Genomic DNA, 21,425 nt, shown 5'->3' with positions numbered 1-21,425 from the left:
ACCATTGGGAAGGAAGCGCCATGACCGTCACCGTCGAAGCCCCCGACCTGCGTATCGTGACGGATGGGCTACGCTTTCCCGAAGGCCCGGTCTGCCTGCCGGATGGCTCGGTCGCGCTGGTCGAGATCGAGGCACGGCGCATCACCCGCGTGGCGGCGGATGGCACCAAATCCACCATCGCCACGGTGACGGGCGCACCGAACGGCCTCGCGCTCGGTCCGAACGGGATGCTGTACGTCTGCAACAACGGCGGCTTTTCCTGGCACGAGGAACCCGGCCTGCTGCGCCCCGGCCACCAGGCGGCGGACTATTCGGGCGGGCGCATCGAACGCATCGACCCCGCGACCGGCGCGGTCGAGACATTGATCCGCGCCGTCGATGGCCGCCCGCTGCGCGGCCCCAATGACCTGATGTTCGACGCGCATGGCGGCTTCTGGTTCAGCGACCTCGGCAAGGTCCGCGCGCGCGACCGCGACCATGGCGGCGCGTATTACGCGAAGGCGGATGGATCGGGCGCCGTCGAGGCCGCCTTCCCCATCTTCGGCGGCGCGAACGGCATCGGCATCAGCCCCGACGGCAGGACCGTGTACGTCGCGGAGACCGAGACCGGCCGCCTCTGGGCCTGGGATGTCGAGGCCCCCGGCAAGCTGAAGAAGGAACCCTGGCCATCCAGCAACGGCGGCCGCGTGATCTGCCAGTTCCCCGGCTACCGGCGGCTCGATTCCATCGCCATCGCGGCATCCGGCAACATCATCGTCGCCACGCTGGTGGCCGGCGAGATCACCACCGTCTCCCCCGCCGGCGAGATCCTGCGCGTGGTCAGGATGCCCGAGCGCATGCCGACCAACATCTGCTTCGGCGGGCCCGACATGCGCACCGCCTACATCACGCTGTCCACCAGCGGGAAGCTTGCCGCGATGCAATGGGACGAGCCGGGTTTCCGCCTGCCGCACGGTTGACAGCCACGGCGTCGCGGGCCGAGGCTCCGCGCCACGAAGGCGACGCCACGAGGCGCCGGCCCGCATGAGGGAGTATCGTCCATGTCCGGTCCCGTGATCGGCCGCCGCGGCGCGCTTGCCGCCGGCCTCCCGCTGCCCTTCATCCGCCCCGCCACCGCCCAGACCACCGAGCCCTACGTGATGGGCTCGCTGTTTCCCATGAGCGGCCCCAGCGCCGAATTCGGCGAGGCCTTCACCCGCGGCGCGCAGGTCGCGCTGCAGCACATCGCCGCCGACAACCTGCTGCGCCGCCCGGTGCGCCTGCAAAGCGAGGACAGCCAGGCGCTGCCGCAACCTTCCGTCGTCGCGATGAACAAGCTGATCAGCGTCGATCGCGCGCATTGGGTGCTGGTGTCCTGGACCGCGACGTCGAAGGCGGTTGCGCCGATCGGCGACCGCGCGAAGACCATCATGGTCAATGGCGGCGCGGTGGGACCCGACCTTGCGGGCCTGTCGCCGTATTTCTGGAACGTCATCGCGCTCGCGCATCTGGAAGTGCAGGTGATGGTGCCCTTCCTGGTGCGCCAGCGGAACGCGAAGCGCGTCGCGCTGGTCTATGTGGACGACCCGCTGGGCGATGCCATCCTCGGCCAGCTGCGCACCAACCTGCCGCGCGCGGGCGGCGAGCTGGTCGGCAGCTTCTCGGTGCCGCGCGCCGCCCAGCAATTCGGCCCGGTGGTGGCGCGCGTGCGCCAGACGCGGCCCGATGCGGTCTATGTCGCATCCTTCGGCGCGCAGAACGCGCAGATCGTGAAGGCGCTGCGCGACAACGGCGTGACGCAAACCATCTGTTCGTACTCCGCCTTCGGCATCGACAGCCTGCGCACCATGCCCGAGGCCGAGGGCGCGATCTTCACCTCGCAGAAGCTGGACCTGACCGGCGCGCATGCGCTGACGCGCCGCTTCGCCACCGACTTCCAGGCGCGCTTCGGCCAGCCGCCGGTGGTCTATCACGCCAACTACTACAACGCGGCCTATCTGTTCGGTCTGCTGGCGAAGCAGGTGGAAGCGGCCGGCGGCACGGTGAATGGCGACAGCCTGCGCGCCGCGATGCTGGCCACCCGCAAGTTCGACCTGGTCGGCGGCGAGGGCGAGTTCGACGAACAGGGCAACATGCTCACCCAGATGCAGGTCAACGAGATCCGCGGCCAGCAATTCGTCGCCATCGGCTGACCGGGGCGGCCCCGTGCTGTTCCTGCAACTGCTGCTCAACGGGCTGCAGGTGGGCGCGATCTATGCGCTCACCGCCGCCGGCTTCGCGCTGATCTTCGGCGCGACCAAGATCTTCCACGTCGCCCACGGCACCGCCTTCACCATCGCGGGCTACGTGTTCCTGTTCGCCTGGCGGGCGGGCTGGCCGGGCTGGGCGGGCGTGGCGGCGGCGGTGCTGGCGGCCATGGCCTTCGGCGTGGCGATGGAACGCTGGGTCTATCGTCCGATCCAGCGGCACGAGGGTTCCTTCTTCACGGTCTTCGTCGCGGCCTTCGGCGTGGGCATCGTGGTGCAGAACGTGATCGGCATGATCGCCGGGCGCGGCTTCGCCACGGTGGATACGCCGCTGTCCTTCTCGGCCGAGATCCTGCCGGATGTCTTCGTCGCACCGATGCTCTGGATCGCGCTGGCGACAGCGGGCGTGCTGTTCGTGGCGCTGACGCTGTTCCTCACGCGGCATCCGGCGGGGGTGGGGCTGCGCGCGCTGTCGCAGAACCCCGACCTGGTGCGGACCTATGGGCTGTCGTCCAACGGGCTGTCGGTGCTGGCCTTCGCGATCGGTTCGGCGCTCGCGGCACCGGCCGCCATCATCACGGTGATGACCACCGGGCTGAACGAGGCGATCGGCCACCAGGTCATGCTGATCTCGATCGCCGCGACCATCGTGGGCGGCATCGGCTCGCTGCGCGGCGCAGCACTCGCGGGCATGATGCTGGGCATCGCGGAGAGCCTCGCGCTGCAATTCGTCGACACGCAATGGGCGGAGGCGGTGTCCTTCCTCGTGCTGTTCGGCTTCATCATCTTCCGCCCGAGCGGCATCTTCGGCGTGGTGCAGACGCGATGACCGCCTTCCTGCTGAACCTGGCCACGCTCGCCGCCATCTCGGGCATCCTGGCCTCCACGCTGAATTTCATCGTGGGCTATGCGGGCATCTTCTCGGTCGCGCATGCGGTGTTCTTCGGCCTCGGTGCCTATGCCGGGGCGCAGGTGGCGCTGCTGCTGGTGCCGAACCCGTTCCTAGCCTGCCTGGCGGCGGCGGCGATCGCGGGCGGGTTGTCATTGTGCCTCGCGCTGCCGGCGCTGCGCGTGCGGGGCGAATACTTCGTCGCGGCGTCGCTCGGCCTGCAGATGGTGGCGGCGACGCTGTTCGCGGAGCTCAAGCCGCTCACGGGCGGCATCGGCGGGCTGGTCGGCATCCCGCGGCCGGAACTGCTGGGCAACGTGGTGCCCGTGCTGCCGCTGGCGCTGGGCGCGCTGGCGCTGATCCTGTTCCTGACCGCACGGCTGCAACGCGGCGCCTTCGGCCGCACGCTGCAATCCATCCGCGACGCCGACAGCGCGGCCGAGGCGCTCGGCAAGAACGTCAATGCCGCCAAGACGCTGGCAGTGGTCTTCGCCTGTGCCGGCGCGGGTGTCGCGGGCGCGCTCTATGCGCTGCACCTGTCCTTCATCAACGTGGAATCCTTCACGCTGGACCAGTCGATCCAGATCATGGCGATGGTCATCATCGGCGGCACCGGCACGCTGTGGGGGCCGCTGGTGGGCGCGGTCATGCTGCTGAGCCTGCCGGCCGTGCTGACCTTCATCCCCTTCATTCCGCCCACCGAGGTCGGCGCCGTGCAGCAGATCATCTACGGGCTGGCGATGACGCTGCTGATGATCTTCCGCCCCGCCGGCCTGGTCGGCGACCAGAGCAAGGGGAGGTCCACCTCGTGACCGAGGTGCTGCTGAAATCCGAGAACCTGGCGCGCGCCTTCGGCGGCGTTCAGGCGGTGGCGGGGGTGTCGCTGTCGCTGCCCGCGGGGCAGGTCACGGCGCTGGTCGGGCCGAACGGCGCGGGCAAGACCACCACCTTCAACCTGATCACCGGCAACCTGCGCGCCGATTCCGGCACCGCGCATATCCGCGGCCAGCCGATCATGGGGCTGAAGCCCTGGCAGGTGGCGCGGCTCGGTGTCGCGCGATCCTTCCAGGACCTGCGGCTGTTCACCCACATGACGGTGCGCGAGAACGTGCTGGCGGCGACCGAGACCGCGGCCTGGTTCTGGCAGCCCGGCGGCGCGCGCGCCCGCACCGCGCGCGAACAGCGCGCGCAGGCCGCTCTGGAAGCGACCGCCCTGACCGACCTTGCCGATGCACGTGCCGTCGACCTGGCCTATGCGGAGCGCAAGTTCCTCTCCATGGCGCGCATCCTGGCGGCCGAGGCGGATATCTGGCTGCTCGACGAACCGGCCTCGGGCCTCGACCTGGCGTCGCGCCTGCGCTTCGGCGCATTGCTGCGCGCCGCCACCGCGCGCGGCGTGGCGATCTGCCTGATCGAACACAACCTGGACGTGGTGGCGGAACTGTCCGACCGCATCGCCTTCCTCGACCAGGGGCGGGTGCTGGCGGAAGGCGACCCGCAATCGATCCTGCGCGATCCCGCGCTGGCGGCGATCTATTTCGGCGACCGCCCGCAGGAGGCCGCATGAGCGCCACGACCAGCGCCGGCGCAGCCGCGCCCGCGCTCCAGGCGACCGGCCTGACAGCCGGCTTCGGCGGGCGCGACGTGCTGCAGGATGCCTCCCTCACGCTGAACGACGGCGAGATCCTCTGCCTGATCGGCCACAACGGCGCGGGCAAGTCCACGCTGCTGCGCGTGCTGTTCGGCCTGCATCGCCCCTCGGCCGGCGCGCTGCGCGTCTTTGGCCAGCAGCCCGCGCAGCACAACCCGGCGGCGATGGGCGCGGCGGGCGTGGCCCTGGTGCCCGAAGGCCGCGGCGTGTTTCCCGACCTGACGGTGGACGAGATCTTCGGCCTGGCGCTGTGGTCCGCCGGCGTGCCGAGATCCGGCCAGCGCGAACGCATCGACGAAGTGCTCGACGTCCTGCCGCGCATCAAGGAGTTCCGCACGCGGCGCGCCGGCACGCTGTCGGGCGGGCAGCAGCAGATGGTCTCGATCGGCCGCGCGCTGCTGACGCGCCCGCGCGTGCTGCTGCTGGACGAACCCTCCATCGGCCTGGCGCCGAAACTGTTCCAGGACCTGATCCGCCCGATCGCGACGCTGCGCCAGACCCGCGGCATGTCGATCCTGCTGGTCGAGCAGAACGTGCGCGAGGCCTTTGCCATCTCCGACCGCGTGCTGGTGATGCGATCGGGGCGCTTCATCTTCGAAGGCGCGCCATCCGAACTCGACGACCATGCGAAGCTGATGGAGCTGTTCTAACGCCGGTGCCCCGACACCTCGGCCCCCGCATCCCGCGCCAGCCGCGCATGCAGCGGCACCGACACGACCACCACCAGCGCCGCCACCACGAAGCCCCAGGAGAAATCCGCCACCGCCAGCGCAGCGCGGCCCGACAGCGCCAGTGATGCCTCCAGCGTCGTCGTCGCCAGCACCACGCCCAGCGCCGGCGTCAGCTGCTGCAAGGTGCCATACAGCGCCGTCGCCGCCGACATGCGCTCGGCCGGCACATCGGCGAAGGCCAGCGTGTTCAGCGCGGTGAACTGCAGGCTGCGCGCCAGCCCGCCCGCCGCCAGCAGCAGGAAGATCGCCGCCGCCGGCCAGGCAGGCGTCAGCAGCGCCAGCGCCGCGATGCCGGCGGCCGCCACCACGCCATTGCCCATCAGCGCCGCGCGGAAGCCGGTCCGCCGCAGCAGCGGCCGCACCAGCGGCTTCATCGCGAAGGCGCCGAGCGCAGTGGCGAAGGACACGAAGCCGCTTTCCGTCGCGCTCATGCCGAAGCCGATCTGCAGCATCACCGGGATCAGGAAGGGCACCGCGCCCGCGCCGGTGCGAAAGATGCTGCCCGCCACCGCCGGGTCGCGGAAGGTCGCGATGCGGAACAGCGAGAGATCCACCGCCGGGCGCGCCCGCCCCCGCATGTGCCGCACCGCCAGCACGCCGGCGCACAGGCCCAGCGCCAGCGCCGCGCCCGACATCCAGCCCGGCACGACATGCCGCCCCACCGTCTCGATCCCGAACATCACCAGCGCGAGCGTGGCACCCGTCAGCGCCAGCCCGACCAGGTCCGGCGGGCCGGGCCGTGTCGGCGCCACGGCCGGGATCTTCCACGCCACCAGCGCGAAGCCCGCCAGCCCGATCGGCACGTTGATCCAGAACACCGCGCGCCACGAAAACAGGTCGGTCAGCACGCCCCCCAGCGGCGGCCCCGTCACAGGCCCCAGCAGCGCGGGCATGGTCAGCCAGGCCATGGCCGAGAGCATGTCCTTCTTCGGTACGTCGCGCAGCAGCAGCAGGCGCCCGACCGGCACCATCATCGCCCCGCCCATGCCCTGCAGGATGCGGAAGCCGATCAGCTCGCCCAGCCCCTGCGCGCGCCCGCACAGCACGGATGCACCGACGAACACCAGGATCGCCAGCATGAACACGCGCTTCGCCCCGAAGCGGTCGGCGATCCAGGCGGAGAACGGGATGAACACCGTCAGCGCCACCAGGTAGGACGTGATGGCCGCGCCCAGCCGCGCCGGATCCTCGTTCAGGTCGCGCGCCATGGCCGGCAGCGCGGTCGCCAGCACCGCGCTGTCCAGGTTCTGCATGAACAGCGCCGAGGCGACGATCAGCGCGATGCCGCGATGATCGCGCGCGCCGCTCACGGCGTCAGGATCACGCGGCCGGCGCTGCGGCGTTCGCGCACTTCCGCCATCGCCTCGCGGAACAGCGCCAGCGGGAAGGCGGCATGCACCTCCGGCTTCAGCGCGCCGTCGCGCCACCAGCCGACAAGCTGCGACCACATCTGCTGCACGCGCTGCGCGTGGACGCGGCGGTTGTCGCCCGGCGACCAGCCGACATACGTGCCCCAGTTCACCCCGGCCACCGCGATGTTCTTCAGCAGCAGCAGGTTCGCCGCCACCGTCGGAATGCCGCCGCCGGCGAAGCCGATCACCACCAGCGTGCCGCCATCGGCCAGGCAGCGCAGCGAATCATCGAAGGCGTCGCCGCCGATGGTGTCCAGCACGCAGCCGACGCCCTGCCCGCCGGTGGCCGCGCGCACCGCCTCGCGGAAGGGCTCCGCGCTGTCCAGCACCACGTCCGCGCCGCGCGCCCGCAGCATGCCGTGCTTCGCCGCCCCGGCGCGGGCGACCACGCGCAGCCCCATGACCTTGGCGATCTCGACACCAGCCAGCCCCACGCCGCCCGCCGCGCCATGCACCAGCACCCAGTCGCCAGGCGCGGGCCGCGCGCGCCACAGCAGCGCCGCCCCCGCGGTGGAATAGGATGTCGGCAGCGCCACCGCAGGCTCCATCGGCAGCCCATCGGGGATGGGGAAGACATGGATGTCGTCCACCACCGCTTCCTCGGCATAGCCACCCCAGTCGAGCACGGCGAAGACGCGCGTGCCGATCGGCGGTGCCTCGGCATCCGGCGCGGCCTCGATGATGGTGCCGACCACTTCGGTGCCCGGCGCGAAGGGCAGCGGCGGGCGGCGCTGGTACTTGCCGGCCACCACCAGCTGCGTGGCGAAGGACACGCCGGCGGCGGCGACGCGGATGCGCACGCAGCGCGGGCGCAGCGGCGGCGGCGGGATGTCCTTCAGCTCCAGCGCATCGAAGTCGCGCCAGGATTCGCAGATGACAGCGCGCATCATTCCATCCGGATGTTGGCGGCGCGCACGATGGCGCCGAATTTCTGGGATTCGCTGCGGCAGAAGGCGTCGAAGGCGGCCGGCGAATCGGCCACCGGGTCGGCGCCCAGCGGTGCCAGGCGCGCGCGCACCTCCGCATCCTGCACCGCCGCCGCCACCGCGCGCTGCATGCGCTCGGCGATCGCCATCGGCGTGCGTGGCGGCGCCCAGATGCCATACCAGGTCGAGATCACCAGGTCGGGAAAGCCCGCCTCGGCCGCGCTGGGCAGCTCCGGATAGACCGGCACGCGCCGCGCATTCAGCGCCGCCAGCGGCCGCAGCAGCCCCTCGCGCACCGCGCCCGCGCCGGCCGGCACGCTGTCGAACATCACCTGCACATTGCCCGCGATCAGGTCCTGGATCGCCGGCCCCGCGCCGCGATAGGGGATGTGCACCATGTCCACCCCGGCGATCTGCTTGAACATCTCCGCCGCCAGATGCTGCGCGCCCCCGATCGACGACGATGCATACGAAACCCGCCCGGGATTGGCCTTGGCATGGTCCGCCAATTCGCGCAGCGAGCGCACCGGCAGGCGCGGGTTCACCAGCGCGACCAGCGGCACCATCGCCATGTTCGTCACCGGCGTGAAGTCGTTGAGCGCGTCATACGGCATGGCGCGGTTGATGTGCGGGATGATGACATGCGCCGAGGCATTCACCAGGAACACGCCGCCATCCGGCGCCGCGCGCGCCACCTCCGCCGACCCGATGGTGCCCGATGCACCCGGCTTGTTCTCGATCACCAGCGGCTGGCCGAGTTCCTGCTGCGCGCGCATCGCCACCACGCGCCCCACCAGATCGGTCGGTCCGCCGGGCGGATAGGGCACGATGCAGCGCACCGGGCGCGTCGGCCACTCCTGCGCCAGGGCCGGCGTCGCCAGCGTGGCGGCCAGCACGGCGCGTCGCGTGATCCTCATGGCATCCCCTTCCCTTGTCGCGGCTTCGCGTCAGGATAGGCCCACAAACGCTGAGGAGGAAACGCGATGGACGAGGCAATGCGCCCCTACAGGGGCATTCGCGTGCTGGATGCGGGCCAGGGCATCGCGGGGCCGTATTGCGGCATGATGCTCGCCGCCTGTGGTGCGGATGTCATCAAGCTGGAACCGGCCGAGGGCGACTGGTCGCGCGGGCTGGGCTCGGCCAGGGACGGCGTCTCGGTGATGACGGTCGCCTTCAACCGCGGCAAGCGATCGGTGGTGCTCGACCTGAAATCCGATCACGGCCGCGCCGCCGCCGCGAAGCTCGCCGCCCGCGCCGATGTGCTGATCGAGGCCTTCCGCCCGGGTGTCGCCGCGCGCATCGGCCTGGGGCCGGAGAATGCGAAGCCCGACGCGGTCTGCCTGTCGATCTCCGGCTTCGGGCAATCCGGCCCCTATCGCGAACGCCCCTGCACGGATTCCGTGGCGCAGGCCTTCTCCGGCTTCGTCGCGCTGAATGCCGGCGCCGACGGCGCGCCGCACAAGGCCGGCCCCTTCATCGCCGACATGGCCACCGGCATCCACGCCTTCGCCGCGGTGCAGGTGGCGCTGGCCGCGCGCCTGCAGGACAGCGCGCCACGCCAGCGCATCATCGACATGTCGCTGATGGCCGCCAGCGCCAACCTGCTGACGCACCAGATCGGCGAATGGGGCTACCAGGGGAAGTCGGCGGCGCCGCCCAATGCGCCGGCCGGCGCCTACCAGGCCGCCGACGGCGCCTGGGTGATGGTGACGCTGGTGCGCGAACCCGAATGGCTCGCCATCTGCGACGTGCTCGACATCCCCGACGCCAAGGCCGACCCGCGCTTCGCCTCCTTCCCGCTGCGCTGGGAGAACCGCGAGGCGCTCTACGCCATCGTCCGCGCCGCCTTCGCGAAGCGCGATTCCACCGACTGGGTGGCGCGGCTGCAGGGCGCGCGGCTGCTGGCGGACCGCGTCAACTCGCCGCTCGACTGGCTGGCGAATGAACACGTGGTCGCCACCGGCGCCGCCACGCGCATCGCGCAGCCGCAGCTGGGCGAGGTGCCGCTGCCGATGCTGCCGGGCCTCGGCCATTTCCACGCGCTGGCGCCGGCGCTGGGCCAGCACACGGCGGAGGTGCTGGCGGAACTCCCGGCATGACGCGCGCCGCCGCGCTGGCGCCCGAGGCACCGCGCGTGCAGGCCATGCTCGACGCGCTGGCGGTGATCGGCGCCGACCCGCCGGGAATCACCCGCCATGCCTTCGGCGACCGCGAGGATGCCGCGCACGCACTGGCCGTGGACGAGGCACGGCGCCTCGGCCTCGACATCACGCGCGATGCCGCGGCGAACCTGTACCTCACCTGGCCCGGTGCCGACCGCGCCGCGCCGCGCACCCTGCTCGGCTCCCACTTCGACACCGTCCGCCATGGCGGGAATTTCGACGGCGCCGCGGGGGTGGTGGCCGCGCTCGCCGCCGTCTCCGCACTGAAGGCGGAAGGCTTCGCGCCGCGCGCCGACATCACCATCGCCGCCTTCCGCTGCGAGGAAGCGGTGTGGTTCGGCCTTGGCCTGATCGGCAGCCGCGCCGCCCTCGGCATCCTGCCGCCCGAGGCGCTGGACCGCCGCCGCGCCGATACCGGCCTCACGCTGGCGCAACACATCGCGCGCTGCGGCGGCGATCCGGCCGCGCTGAAACCAGGCACGCGCCACCTTCCACCAGGGCCGATCCGCTGCTTCCTGGAAGCGCATATCGAACAGGCACCCTCGCTGCTCGAAGCCGGCGTGCCGATCGGCATCTGCACCGGCATCCCCGGCAATGTCCGCCACGCCGCCATCCGCATCACCGGGCAGGACGCGCATGTCGGCCTGCCGCGCCGCTTCCGCCGCGACGCCGCGCTGGCGGGCGCCGAGATCTTCACCGCGCTCGATGCGCTATGGGCCGAGGAAGACGCCGCCTGCCGCGCCATGGCCGTGACCATCGGCCGCTTCCACACGGATGCCGCGAAGCACGAGATCACCGTCGTCGCCGGCGACTTCACCTTCTCGATCGACCTGCGCGCCTACGACGTGGACCACCTGGCCGCGCTGGAACGTCGCTTCCACGACATCCTCGACAGCACCGCGCACCGCCGTGGCGTGGCCATCGACCGCGGCCCGCGCAACGCCGCCCCGCTCGGTCCCTGCGATCCCGCGCTGCAGGCCGCCCTCGCCGCCGCCGCAGCGCGCGCCGGCGTCGCCACGATGCCGCTCGGCTCGCCCGCCAGCCACGACGCCGCGAATTTCGCCGCGCAGGGCATCCCGACCGGCCTGCTGCTGATCCGCAACGCGAACGGCAGCCACAACCCGCACGAGGCGATGGACACCGCCGACCTCATGACCGCCGCCGCAACCTTCGCGGAATTCCTGCGCGAGACCGCCTGAACCTCAGCGCGCAAAGGCGGCGCGCGGCACCGCGCCGATCGTCATCGGCGTCGGCGCGCCGTTGTAGTGGCGGCCGGTGATCACGCGCAGCAGCGTCTCCTGCGTGCCGGGCGGCTGCCGCGCCTCGATCGCCGCGACCAGGATCCCCTCCGCCGCGCCGTCCACCACCTCCTGCCGGGCGGCGCCGATCCCGGGCGCCGGCGGCATCGCGGCCAGCCGCGCGGCCATCGCCTCGGCCGCCGCCACCGCCGGCGCGCGGTCGCGATACGCGATCGCCAGGCGCGTCACGATCCCCTGCGCGTCGCGCCGCTCCGACAGCATGGCGAAGGCCCAGGGTGGCGGGCTCGGCAGCGTGTCGGTGTCGAGCATCTCGGCGCGCAGCCGCCGGGCCACATCCTCGGGCCGGCCGGTCAGGTCGGGCACCATCACTTGCGGTGCGGTCACGAAGACCAGCGCCTGCGCCAGGTCGCGCGCCTCGGGCCCGCCCGCGCTCGTCCGGGCCAGGGCGCGCAGCTCCGGCACATCCGCCAGGCTCCGCCCGGCCCCCGCCGCGCCCAGCGCCGCGGCCATCGTCGCGTCCTCGCGCGTCGCGACCAGCACGCCGGCCGCCGGCACCGCATAGCGCAGCGACAGGCCGAGGCTGCCGCCCAGCGCATCCCCCGGCGCGCGAAAGGGGAAGTTGGGGGCATTGTCGGCACCGCGCGCCAGCACCTCCTGCCCCGCGATCCGGCGGGGTGCGAAGCCGCGCGCGGCCAGCGGCGCCGCCAGGGCCTGCAGCCCCGGCATGCGCGCCCCGGCCAGCAGGCGCACCGCATTCGGCACCGGCCCGGTATCGAGCAGCACAAGCGCCTCGATCGCGTCGAAGTCGAAGCCCGATACCGCGGGCCAGTCCTCCAGCTGCCCCAGCGCGATGTTGCCCAGCGCCGCCGGTGCCGCCGCGGTGACCGCCTCGGCGCGGGAGGCGCCGGGCGTGGCGGTCGGCCCGCTCTGCCCGGCCAGCAGGTCTGGCCGCGCATAGGCCAGGATGACCTGGCCGGGCCGCTGGCTGCCAGGCTGTGGCTGCGGCAGCAGGCGCATCAGCGCGGGCAGCGAGGTCTCGGCGGCCTGGACGGCCGGCACGGCGGCGGCCAGCGCGGCCGCGAGAAGAAGGACGTGGCGCATGCGCCCAGTCTGTGCAGGCCGCGCCGCCAGGACCAGGGCCTTCCGTCACGCGCGGTGAAGTGCTTCACGATCGTGCGGATCCCCTGCGCGGGCCGCGTGCGCGCCGCGTGGCGACGTGCCATGCTCCCCGCGCCAAGCGTCTCGACTGGAACCGCCCCACATGCGCCTGATCCGCCTGCTGCTGATCCTCGCCCTGACCATGCCGGGCCTCGCGGCCGCGCAGTCCTTCGACCTGCCGGGGCTGGGGCGCGACGCCTCGGCCTACCAGCAGGAGATGACGCGCCGCTTCCCCGCCGGAGCCTCCCCGCAGCAGCGCGCCGCCGCCGAATTGCGCGCCGGCCAGGCCGAGGGCCGGCGCGACTACGCCGCCGCCGCCGCGGCCTGGGAAGAACGCATCGGCATGGGGCAGTCGAACGCGGTGCATTGGCTGTCGCTGGCGCAGGCGCAGCTCGCCGCCAACCCGCCCAACAACCAGCGCGCCCTGCAGGCCGCCTGGCGCGCCTTCCAGCTCGCCCCCTATGGCGAACCCGAAGTGGCGCCGCTGATCGTGATCGCCGAATCGCTGCGCCGCCTCAACCGCCCCGTCCAGCAGATCGAGGCGCTGGAAGCCATCCTGGAACGGATGGACAGCGCCGAGCACCGCGAACGCCTGGCAGCCGCGCGCCGCGCCGCCGGCATGCTGGTGCGCCGCGTGACGCCCGAGGCCGATGCCGACCCCGCCCGCGCCTGCATCGCCTTCACCAACCCGCCGGCGCGCCGCACCGACTGGCAGCCGCAGGACTGGGTGCGCGCCGACCCGCCCATTCCGAACCTGGCGGTGGAACGGGAGGGCGACCTGCTGTGTGTCGCGGGCCTGCCCTGGGGGGCCACCACGCGCGTCATCCTGCGCGCCGGCCTGCCCGGCGAGGACCGCCAGAACCTGCGCACCGACACCGCGGTGGGCATTGCCGTGCCCAACCGCGACCCGCGCATCGCCTTCGACACCGCCTCCTTCATCCTGCCGCGCGGGCAGGAACCGCGCGTGGGCGTCGCCACCGTCAACGTGACGGGCATGTCCATGCGCATCGTGCGCGTGGCCGAGCGCAACCTGGTGCCCCTGCGCCGGGACTGGACGCCCGGCGAGGCGCTGGAATCCTGGACCGCCGCCAATGTCAGCGAGGAGATGGGCCGCGTATTGTGGGAAGGCCGCGCCGAATTGCAGCGCGTCGAACCCAACCGCACGCACCGCTCCATCCTGCCACTGCCCGACGTGCTGCGTAGCGCGGGCCCCGGCGCCTACCTGCTGGTGCTGCGCCAGGATGAATCGCGCCGCGGCGGCGGCGAGACCGCGGCCCTGCCCTTCTTCGTCACCGATATCGGCCTGACCGCCTGGCGCGGCGCCGATGGGCTGGCCGTGCAGGCGCGCTCGCTTCAGGCGGGCACCATCACCGCCGGCCTGCGCATCATGCTGATGGCGCGCAACAACGAGATCCTGGCCGAATCCCGCACCGGCGCCGATGGCCTGGTGCGCTTCCCCGTCGCGCTGATGCGCGGCACCGGGCCGCTCGCCCCCGTCGCCGTGCATGCCGAGACCACCGACGACATCGCCGCGCTGTCGCTCGAAGCCGCCTCCTTCGACCTGTCGGACCGCGGCGCCACCGGCCGCCCGCATCCCGGCCCGGTCGATGCCTTCCTGTGGCTCGACCGCGGCATCTATCGGCCGGGCGAGACGGTGAACGCCGCCGCGCTGATCCGTGACCCCGCCGGCCAGCCGCTCGACCTGCCGATCCGGCTGCGCCTGCGCCGCCCGAACGGTCAGGTCGCCGCCGAGATCGTACCCCCGCGCCAGGATGGCGGCGCCATCTATTGGCCGCTGCGCCTGTCCGCCGGCGCGCCCTTCGGCCAATGGGTGATCGAGGCCCTCACCGACCCCAATGCGCCGCCGATCGGCCGCACCACCTTCCGCGTCGACGCCTTCGTGCCCGAACGCCTGGAGGTGAATGCCGGCCCGGTGCCCGGCCCGCTGGTGGCCGGCCGTACGCTCGAAGTGCCCGTCACCGCGCGCTTCCTGTACGGCGCGCCCGGCGCCGGCCTGACCGGCACCGCCGAACTGCGCCTGGTGCACGACCCCGAGCCCTTCGAAGCCTGGCGCGGCTGGCGCTTCGGCCTGGCGCAGGAGCAATTCGCCCCCGACCTGATCCCCTTCGAAATCCCCGAGACGAACGAACAGGGCGCGACCACCCTCTCGCTGACGCTGCCGCAGCCGCCCGACACCACGCGCCCGGTGCGCGCCGAGGTCGCTGTCTCGGTCAGCGAACCCGGCGGGCGCGAAACCCGCACGCGCTTCACCGTGCCGGTGCGCGCCCGCGCCACGCTGGTCGGCGTGCGCCCCGCCTTCGAACACGACGCCGTCGATGCCGGTGGCGAAGCGGCCTTCGACATCGCCGCCGTCTCGCCGGATGGCGCGGCGGTGCCGGCCACGCTGCGCGTGCGCCTGGTGCGCGAACGCCCCAACTGGCGCATCGTCGTGCGCGGGTCGATCGCGCGCTGGGAAACCGTGTGGCGCGACGAACCGGTCGATGCACAGGAAATCCGCGTGGTCGCCGGCCAGCCGACGCGCTTCGCGCGGTCCCTGCAATTCGGGCGCTACCGGCTGGAAGTGACCGACGCGAACGGCCTCGGCATCACCTCCATCCGCTTCCGCTCCGGCTATGCCGGCGTGGAATCCGCCGAGATCCCCGACCGCGTGGACATCGCCGCCGATCGCCGCGCCTATGCGCCCGGCGAGAGCGCGCGGATCCGCATCACCCCGCCCTTCGCCGGCCGCGCCTCGGTCGCCGTGCTGACCGACCGCCTGGTGGCACTGCGCGAAATTGAGGTCACCACCGCCGGCACCGAGGTCGAAATCCCCGTCGATGCCGCCTGGGGCCCCGGCGCCTATGTGGCCGTGACCGTCTTCCGCGCCGGCGAGACCCGCAACGGCCAGGCCGGTCGCGGTCTGGGCCTGGCCTGGGTCGGCATCGACCCCGCGCCGCGCACGCTGGGTGTGGCGATCGACACGCCCGAACGCATCCGCCCCCGGCAGCGCATCGAGGTGCCGGTGCGCGTGACCAACGCCAACGGCCCCGTGCTGCTGACGCTCGCCGCGGTCGATGAAGGCATCCTGCGCCTGACCAACTTCGCCACGCCGAACCCGGCGGCGCATTTCCTGTCGCGCCGCCAGCTCGGCGTCGATATCCGCGACGACTACGGCCGGCTGATCGCGCCCGCCGAGGGCGAACTGGCCCTGCTGCGCCAGGGCGGCGACGAGGATGCCGCCGCCGACGCGCTGCAACCGCCGCAACGCCTGGTCTCGCTGTTCTCCGGCGTGGTCCGCGCCGGGCCGGATGGCGTGGCGATGGTGCCGCTCGACATCCCCGACTTCGCCGGCGAACTCCGCCTGATGGTGGTGGCCTGGGAAGGCACCCGCGTGGGCAGCGCCGCGAAGCCGATGACGGTGCGCGACCAGGTGGTGGCCGAAGCCCTGCTGCCGCGCTTCCTCGCCCCCGGCGACGAGGCGCGCCTGTCGGTGCTGCTGCACAACATCGAACTGCCGGCCGGCGAGATCGCCGCCGAACTCACCGCGTCCGGCGGCCTCGCGATCGACGGTCCGGCGCGCCTCGCCGCCACGCTCGCCACCGGCGCCCGCGCGCAGCCCTTCACCACGCTGCGCGCGACCGAGGGCGGCGAAGGCATCCTGCGCATCGCCGTCACCGGCCCGAACGGTTTCCGCGTGGAACGCGAGAGCCGCATCACCATCCGATCCTCCCGCCCGCGCGTGACGGAAGTGGCGGGGGTGGACCTGCCCGCCGGCGTGGAACTGCCGCTCGCCCCGCCGATCGACCGCTTCGTGCCGGGCGCCTGGCGCGCCAGCGCGTCCTTCGGCGCCGCCGTGCGCTACGACGTGGCCGGCATGCTGCGCGCGGTCGAGGACTTCCCGCTCTACTGCCTCGAACAATCGGCCTCGCGCGCGCTGGCGCTGTCCGCCGGCATGTCGGAGGACAGCAACCAGGACCGCGCCATCCGCCTGCAACGCGCCGTCGATTCCATCCTGGACCGCCAGCGCTTCGACGGGTCCTTCGCGATGTGGAGCGCCAGCGGCGAAACCCAGCAATGGCTGACACCCTTCGCGGTGGAAGCCCTGGTCCGCGCCCGCACCGCCGGTGCCACCGTGCCGGAAGGCGCGCTGCGCGAAGCGCTCCGCTTCCTGGATGAAGCCATCGAGGATGCCGGCGGCGACACCCCGCAGGACCGCGCCGCGCAGGCCTATCGCCTGCACGCCATGGCCCTCGCGGGGCAGGTGCGCCTGGGTGCAGCGCGCCGCCTGATGGAAGCGCTGGCCGACCTGCCCACGCAGCTGTCGCGCGCGCAGCTCGCGGCCACCTTCGCACGCGGCGGCGATACCGCGCGCGCCGAACAGGCCTTCACCGCCGCGCTGGCGGCGACCGGAAGGCGCTTCTGGTTCTACGACTACGGCACCGCGCAGCGCGACCTGCTCGCCACCACCACCCTGCTGCGCGAATCCGGCCTGCTGCCCGAACGCCTGAACCAGGTGATGTCCACCCTGCCCGGGCCGGACTTCACGCCCTATCGCTCCAGCACGCAGGAACAATCCTGGGCGGTGCTGGCCGCGCAGGTGCTGGGCCAGGGCACACGCGCCGCCACCATCGCGGTGAACGGCAGCGCGCTGCCGCCGCGCCCGGTGGTGATGGCCGCGCTCACCGGCCCCGGCACCGCGCGCAACCTGGGTAGCGCATCGGTCTGGCAATCCGTGTCCATCAACGGCATCCCGCGCGAACCCCTGCCCGCCGCGCGCGAGGGCTTCCGCGTCACCCGCCGCTTCTTCGCGCTGAACGGCGAACCGCTGAACCTCGACCAGCTGCGCCAGAACGCCTCCTTCATCCTGCTGATGGAAGTCCGCAGCGAAACCAACGACCGCCACGAGGCCATGCTGATCCAGGGCCTGCCCGCCGGCTGGGAAATCGCCACCCGGCTGCCCGCCGGCGACATCGCCGGCATGCCCTGGCTCGGCACGCTGACCGAGGTCGACAGCCAACCTGCGCTGGACGACCGCTACGCCGCCGCCATCACCCTCACCCCCCAACGCCCCTTCGCCCGCATCGCCGTCCGCCTGCGCGCCGTCACGCCCGGCACCTTCGAACTGCCGGGCGGCGAAGCGCAGGACATGTACCGGCCGGGGATCTTCGCGCGGCAGAACACGGCGAGGATCACGGTGCTGCCGTGAGGCGGGCGCGCCTTGCGCTGATGGTGACGGAGAGGGGCTTTGCCCCCCTCCGAACCTCCCCCCACCAGGGGGCTACGGCCCCCTGGACCGCGGGGTTTGAATCGGGGGATTGGGGAGGGGCATCGTCGGTGCCGCCTGACCCCACGGGCACGCCCTGCCCCTCCCCAACTCCCCCGATCAAGTCGAGGGTTCCAAGGGCCTTAAGCCCTTGGTGGGTGGGGTCCGGGGAGGGCAAAGCCCTCCCCGCCGCCCTCCGCCGCATGGGCGCCGCCCTTCTCCTGGCCGTCACCGTCATCCTCGCCGTGCTGGCGCTCGACAGGATATCCCCGCCGGACCTGTCGCGTCTTCACGCCGCGGGGGTCGAGGTGTTCGACCGTGACGGCCGCACGCTGTCGGTCTTGCCGGCGCCGGGTGGGGTGTGGCGGTTGCGGACGGCGGTGGCGGATGTGCCGCCGGTGTTGGTTGAGCTGCTGGTGGCGGCGGAGGATCGGCGGTTTCGCAGCCATGTCGGGGTTGATCCGGTGGCGCTTGGGCGGGCCGTCGTGCAGTGGGTGCGCGCGGGGCGGGTGGTGTCGGGTGGGTCGACGCTGACCATGCAGGCGGCGCGGCTGCTGGAGCCGCGGCCGCGGACGTTGCGATCCAAGCTCATCGAGATTTTTCGTGCGGTCCAGCTGGAGGCGCGGTTCAGCAAGGACGAGATTCTCGGCATCTGGCTGACCCTCGCCCCGCAGGGCGGCAATATCGAGGGTATGCGCGCTGGTGCGCTCGCCTGGTTCGGGCGTCCGGCGGCGCGGCTGGATGCGGCGGAATCGGCGCTGCTGGTCGCGCTGGCGCGGCGGCCGGCGTCGTTGCGGCCGGACCGGCATCCGGATGCCGCGCGGGCGGCGCGCGATGCCGTGCTGGCGCGGCGTGGAGGTCCTGCGGCGGGCATGTCCGAGGCTGATCGCGCGCTGTCGATCGCCGCCGCCATGCCCGACCGTCGGCGCGACATGCCGCGCCTGGCGCCGCACCTGGCGCGGGAGATGGCGCGTGGTGCGGCGGGCAGTGTGGCGCTTACGCTCGACGCCGCCCTGCAGCGCGCGACCGAACGCCTGGCGCGGGACATCCTGCCGACGCTGCCCGACCGTGCTGCCTTGGCGATCGTCGTCGCCGATGTCGCGACGCGCGAGGTGCGTGCGCTGATCGGCGGCGAGTGGGGGGCGGAATCGCGGGCCGGCGCTCTGGACCTGACGCGGGCGGTGCGCTCGCCGGGCTCGGCGCTGAAGCCCTTCCTGTATGCCATGGCCTTCGAGCGCGGCATCGCCACGCCGGGCACCATCGTGGCCGACCTGCCGCGGCATTTCGGCGAATACGCGCCGGAGAATTTCTCGCGCGACTTCGCCGGGCGCGTGACGGCGGCGCAGGCGCTGCGGATGTCGTTGAACCTGCCGGCGGTGGCCTTGCTCGACCAGGTGGGCGCGCTGCGGTTTGCCTCGGCGCTGAAGGCGGCGGGGGCGGCGCCGCGGTTGCCGCCCGGGGCGGATGCGTCGCTGCCGCTGGCGCTGGGCGGGGCGGGCACCACCTTGCGGGAGATGGTGGCGCTGTATGCCACGCTGGCGGACCATGGCCGCGCGCGGCCGCTGCGCCTGGTGGCGGGCCCCTCGGCTGAGCCGCAGGGAGCACGCGCGCCGGCCGAGCCGCACCCTTCCGGCACCCCGGCGACGTCGCCGGTTTCAACCACGCCGACGGCATTCCAGCAGGTGGTCGAACGCCGCGCGGCGGATGCCGTCGCCGCCATCCTGGTGCAGCCCTTCCCCGGCGGTGGCCCGGCGGGCGTGGCTTGGAAGACCGGCACCTCGTGGGGTGGGCGCGATGCCTGGGCGCTGGGCTTCGATGCGCGGCATGTCGCGGGCGTGTGGATCGGCCGCCCCGACGGCACGGCCATGCCCGGCGCGACAGGGCGGCAGGGCGCGCTGCCGGTGCTCGCGCGTGTCTTCGCGCTGCTGCCCGAGGCCCCGCGCCAGGGCCTGCGCGTGGTGGCCGATGCCCCGCGCCAGGGCGCGCCGGCGGATCGTCTGCGGCTGCTGTTCCCGCCGCCCGGCGCGGCGCTGGCCGATGGCGCCGGGCCGGTCGTGCTGCGCGCCGCTGGCGGGCGCCGCCCGCTCGCCTTTTTGGTCGATGGCGCACCGCTGCGCGCCGAGGCCGCGCGGCGCGAGGTCGCCTGGACGCCGCCCGGCCCCGGCGCCTACCGCATCACCGTGCTGGATGCCGATGGCGTGGCGGCGTCGGTCGGCGTGCGGGTGCGCGGGCCGGACAGCGCGCCGACCGGGGGCATCACCATCACGCTGGTCCCTGCATCCGTTTCCGCGCCGGCGCCGTAGATCCGCCGGCGGCGCCCCGGGCCCGCCCGCAGGACACGGAGATGGACGGCATGGGGATCGATGGCGGAGAGGTGCGCGTGCTGGCGGCGGCCCGCGTGAAGCCCGAGGCGCGCGCGGATTTCGCCGCGCTGGTGGCCGCCTTCGTCGCGACCACGCGGCGCGAGGATGGCTGCATCCTGTACGACATCTTCGCCTCGGTGACCGACCCTTGCGCCTTCGTCGCGGTGGAGCGCTGGACGCATCGCGCGGCGGCGGAATCCCACCTGGCGGCGCCCCACACGCAGGCCTTCCTGGCGGCGCTGGCGGGTGCGTCGGACGGCACGCCGGCCAGCATCACGCTGCTGTCGGGTCGGGTCGAGAGCCTGCTGTAGCGCCGCGCCACATGCGCGGTCGCCCTACGCCACCATCCCGAACACCCAGATCGCCGCCACGCCGGCCGCGATCGCCGCCGCCATGTTGCGCGTGGCGGCCTGCACCGCCACCACCACCGCCGCGGCGGCGAAGCCCTTCGCGCCCTGCGCCGCCAGCGCCGGCGCGACATAGGCGATGAAGATCGGCCCCGGCAGGTGCTGCAGCGCCACCTCGACCCCGCGCGGCGGGCGGAAGGCGCGGAACAGCGCATAGCCCCCGGCACGGCACAGATAGGTCGCCAGGGCCATGCCCAGGATCGCCAGCAGCACGTCCATCCGCAGCGTCATGGCGCCCGCCGCACTTCAAGCCACGCGCCCAGCGCCGCGCCGCACAGCGCGCCGGCCATCAGCGGCCAGGGCGCTGGCAGGCCCGCCGCCCACGCCAGCAGCGACACGCCGGCGGCAAGGCCCCAGGGCAGCAGGTCGCGCCGCACCCCCTGCCAGACCGGCACCAGGATGGCGCAGAAGGTCGCGGTCGCGGCGAAGAATACCGGATGCCCCGGCGGCAGGCGCACCGCCGCGCCGAACGCGTGGCCCAGCGCCACCGCAATCATCCAGAACAGCCACAGCGCCAGGCTGACGCCCAGCAGGAACCCCGCATCCCGCCCGCCCTTGCGCTGGTCGGCCGCCGACAGCGCGTAGGAATGGTCCACCAGCGTCGCCAGCGTGCCCCACAGCCGGATCCCGCGCAGCCAATCGAGCCACGGCGCCAGCGCCGCGCCCATCGGCGCCAGGCGCATGTTCACCACCAGCGCCGCCAGCGTCGCCGCCAGGATCGGCGCGGGCTCGGTCCATAATTCCAGCGCCAGCAGCTGCGACGACCCGGCGAAGACCAGCCCCGACATCAACGACGTCTCGAGCAGCGACAGGCCCTTCGCCGCCGAGATCACGCCCACCACCAGCCCGAAGGGAAAGGTGCCGATCACCAGCGGCACCGCCTGGCGCACGCCGCGCCGCACGCCGTGGCGGGTGAAGACGACGCGCGCGGCGTTCATGCGCCGGCCCGCCGGCGGCGGGTGTCGCGGAACCGGGACGC

17 protein-coding genes are annotated in these 21,425 nt (G+C 73.1%); 11 read left to right on the top strand and 6 right to left on the bottom strand.

The window, feature by feature from the left end:
• Positions 1 to 20 precede the first annotated feature (20 nt).
• The 6 genes from LQ222_RS18780 to LQ222_RS18755 all read left to right on the top strand — a co-directional run bounded on the left by LQ222_RS18780 (position 21) and on the right by LQ222_RS18755 (position 5,415).
• Entirely contained in the window at positions 21 to 959 is a 939-nt protein-coding gene (locus LQ222_RS18780; protein ID WP_230168375.1) for an SMP-30/gluconolactonase/LRE family protein, read from the top strand.
• Between the two features lie 81 nt (positions 960 to 1,040).
• Positions 1,041 to 2,171, top strand: coding sequence for an ABC transporter substrate-binding protein (locus LQ222_RS18775; RefSeq protein ID WP_230168374.1), 1,131 nt, complete (start codon positions 1,041 to 1,043; stop codon positions 2,169 to 2,171).
• 13 nt (positions 2,172 to 2,184) lie between these two features.
• Complete coding sequence (locus LQ222_RS18770; RefSeq protein WP_230168373.1) at positions 2,185 to 3,054, top strand: branched-chain amino acid ABC transporter permease; 870 nt, start codon at positions 2,185 to 2,187, stop codon at positions 3,052 to 3,054.
• Positions 3,051 to 3,926 (top strand): branched-chain amino acid ABC transporter permease, encoded by an 876-nt coding sequence (locus LQ222_RS18765; RefSeq protein ID WP_230168372.1) that lies wholly within the window; start codon positions 3,051 to 3,053, stop codon positions 3,924 to 3,926. The genes LQ222_RS18770 and LQ222_RS18765 overlap by 4 nt, the downstream gene beginning before the upstream one ends.
• A complete protein-coding gene (locus LQ222_RS18760) occupies positions 3,923 to 4,681 on the top strand; it encodes an ABC transporter ATP-binding protein (RefSeq protein ID WP_230168371.1) in 759 nt (252 codons plus the stop codon). Before LQ222_RS18765 ends, LQ222_RS18760 begins: the two co-directional genes overlap by 4 nt.
• Positions 4,678 to 5,415 (top strand): ABC transporter ATP-binding protein, encoded by a 738-nt coding sequence (locus tag LQ222_RS18755; RefSeq protein WP_230168370.1) that lies wholly within the window; start codon positions 4,678 to 4,680, stop codon positions 5,413 to 5,415. Before LQ222_RS18760 ends, LQ222_RS18755 begins: the two co-directional genes overlap by 4 nt.
• On the opposite strand, the gene LQ222_RS18750 is transcribed toward LQ222_RS18755, so the two are convergent.
• Genes LQ222_RS18750 through LQ222_RS18740 form a run of 3 tightly spaced genes read right to left on the bottom strand, consistent with a single transcriptional unit; the run spans position 5,412 to position 8,751 of the window.
• Entirely contained in the window at positions 5,412 to 6,806 is a 1,395-nt protein-coding gene (locus LQ222_RS18750) for an MFS transporter (protein ID WP_230168369.1), read from the bottom strand. The genes LQ222_RS18755 and LQ222_RS18750 overlap by 4 nt on opposite strands.
• Complete coding sequence (locus LQ222_RS18745) at positions 6,803 to 7,795, bottom strand: NADPH:quinone oxidoreductase family protein (protein WP_230168368.1); 993 nt, start codon at positions 7,793 to 7,795, stop codon at positions 6,803 to 6,805. Before LQ222_RS18745 ends, LQ222_RS18750 begins: the two co-directional genes overlap by 4 nt.
• Positions 7,795 to 8,751: a tripartite tricarboxylate transporter substrate binding protein gene (locus LQ222_RS18740; protein WP_230168367.1), complete on the bottom strand. Its 957-nt coding sequence runs from the start codon at positions 8,749 to 8,751 to the stop codon at positions 7,795 to 7,797. Before LQ222_RS18740 ends, LQ222_RS18745 begins: the two co-directional genes overlap by 1 nt.
• 66 nt (positions 8,752 to 8,817) lie before the next feature.
• Here LQ222_RS18740 and LQ222_RS18735 point away from each other — a divergent pair, with 66 nt between their 5' ends.
• Both LQ222_RS18735 and LQ222_RS18730 read left to right on the top strand, forming a co-directional pair.
• The gene (locus tag LQ222_RS18735) at positions 8,818 to 9,933 is read left to right on the top strand and encodes a CaiB/BaiF CoA-transferase family protein (protein WP_230168366.1); all 1,116 of its coding nucleotides are present in this window, start codon (positions 8,818 to 8,820) and stop codon (positions 9,931 to 9,933) included.
• Complete coding sequence (locus tag LQ222_RS18730; protein ID WP_230168365.1) at positions 9,930 to 11,195, top strand: hydantoinase/carbamoylase family amidase; 1,266 nt, start codon at positions 9,930 to 9,932, stop codon at positions 11,193 to 11,195. Before LQ222_RS18735 ends, LQ222_RS18730 begins: the two co-directional genes overlap by 4 nt.
• 3 nt (positions 11,196 to 11,198) lie before the next feature.
• Here LQ222_RS18730 and LQ222_RS18725 read toward each other — a convergent pair whose 3' ends face one another.
• Positions 11,199 to 12,356: a hypothetical protein gene (locus LQ222_RS18725; RefSeq protein WP_230168364.1), complete on the bottom strand. Its 1,158-nt coding sequence runs from the start codon at positions 12,354 to 12,356 to the stop codon at positions 11,199 to 11,201.
• Between the two features lie 160 nt (positions 12,357 to 12,516).
• Here LQ222_RS18725 and LQ222_RS18720 point away from each other — a divergent pair, with 160 nt between their 5' ends.
• From LQ222_RS18720 to LQ222_RS18710, 3 genes are all read left to right on the top strand, one after another.
• On the top strand, positions 12,517 to 17,619 hold the full coding sequence (locus LQ222_RS18720) for an alpha-2-macroglobulin (protein ID WP_230168363.1): 5,103 nt from the start codon (positions 12,517 to 12,519) through the stop codon (positions 17,617 to 17,619).
• A gap of 260 nt (positions 17,620 to 17,879) precedes the next feature.
• The gene (gene pbpC, locus LQ222_RS18715) at positions 17,880 to 19,979 is read left to right on the top strand and encodes a penicillin-binding protein 1C (RefSeq protein WP_230168362.1); all 2,100 of its coding nucleotides are present in this window, start codon (positions 17,880 to 17,882) and stop codon (positions 19,977 to 19,979) included.
• A 41-nt stretch (positions 19,980 to 20,020) separates the two neighbouring features.
• On the top strand, positions 20,021 to 20,350 hold the full coding sequence (locus LQ222_RS18710) for a putative quinol monooxygenase (RefSeq protein ID WP_230168361.1): 330 nt from the start codon (positions 20,021 to 20,023) through the stop codon (positions 20,348 to 20,350).
• 24 nt (positions 20,351 to 20,374) lie between these two features.
• Here LQ222_RS18710 and LQ222_RS18705 read toward each other — a convergent pair whose 3' ends face one another.
• Positions 20,375 to 20,677, bottom strand: a complete 303-nt coding sequence (locus LQ222_RS18705) for an AzlD family protein (RefSeq protein WP_230168360.1) — start codon at positions 20,675 to 20,677, stop codon at positions 20,375 to 20,377.
• Complete coding sequence (locus tag LQ222_RS18700) at positions 20,674 to 21,384, bottom strand: AzlC family ABC transporter permease (protein ID WP_230168359.1); 711 nt, start codon at positions 21,382 to 21,384, stop codon at positions 20,674 to 20,676. The genes LQ222_RS18705 and LQ222_RS18700 overlap by 4 nt, the downstream gene beginning before the upstream one ends.
• Between the last annotated feature and the right edge of the window lie 41 nt (positions 21,385 to 21,425).

Source organism: Roseomonas sp. CECT 9278 (genome assembly GCF_918698155.1).
Lineage (GTDB): Bacteria > Pseudomonadota > Alphaproteobacteria > Acetobacterales > Acetobacteraceae > Neoroseomonas.
Note: the sequence above shows the minus strand (reverse complement) of the source record. Positions and strands in the feature narration are given on the sequence as shown.

Coding starts and splice junctions, on each gene's coding strand:
- LQ222_RS18740 (WP_230168367.1), bottom strand. CDS start 8,751: ATGAGGATCACGCGACGCGCCGTGCTGGCCGCCACGCTGGCGACGCCG.
- LQ222_RS18745 (WP_230168368.1), bottom strand. CDS start 7,795: ATGCGCGCTGTCATCTGCGAATCCTGGCGCGACTTCGATGCGCTGGAG.
- LQ222_RS18705 (WP_230168360.1), bottom strand. CDS start 20,677: ATGACGCTGCGGATGGACGTGCTGCTGGCGATCCTGGGCATGGCCCTG.
- LQ222_RS18775 (WP_230168374.1), top strand. CDS start 1,041: ATGTCCGGTCCCGTGATCGGCCGCCGCGGCGCGCTTGCCGCCGGCCTC.
- pbpC (WP_230168362.1), top strand. CDS start 17,880: ATGGGCGCCGCCCTTCTCCTGGCCGTCACCGTCATCCTCGCCGTGCTG.
- LQ222_RS18755 (WP_230168370.1), top strand. CDS start 4,678: ATGAGCGCCACGACCAGCGCCGGCGCAGCCGCGCCCGCGCTCCAGGCG.
- LQ222_RS18730 (WP_230168365.1), top strand. CDS start 9,930: ATGACGCGCGCCGCCGCGCTGGCGCCCGAGGCACCGCGCGTGCAGGCC.
- LQ222_RS18710 (WP_230168361.1), top strand. CDS start 20,021: ATGGACGGCATGGGGATCGATGGCGGAGAGGTGCGCGTGCTGGCGGCG.
- LQ222_RS18725 (WP_230168364.1), bottom strand. CDS start 12,356: ATGCGCCACGTCCTTCTTCTCGCGGCCGCGCTGGCCGCCGCCGTGCCG.
- LQ222_RS18780 (WP_230168375.1), top strand. CDS start 21: ATGACCGTCACCGTCGAAGCCCCCGACCTGCGTATCGTGACGGATGGG.
- LQ222_RS18700 (WP_230168359.1), bottom strand. CDS start 21,384: ATGAACGCCGCGCGCGTCGTCTTCACCCGCCACGGCGTGCGGCGCGGC.
- LQ222_RS18765 (WP_230168372.1), top strand. CDS start 3,051: ATGACCGCCTTCCTGCTGAACCTGGCCACGCTCGCCGCCATCTCGGGC.
- LQ222_RS18735 (WP_230168366.1), top strand. CDS start 8,818: ATGGACGAGGCAATGCGCCCCTACAGGGGCATTCGCGTGCTGGATGCG.
- LQ222_RS18720 (WP_230168363.1), top strand. CDS start 12,517: ATGCGCCTGATCCGCCTGCTGCTGATCCTCGCCCTGACCATGCCGGGC.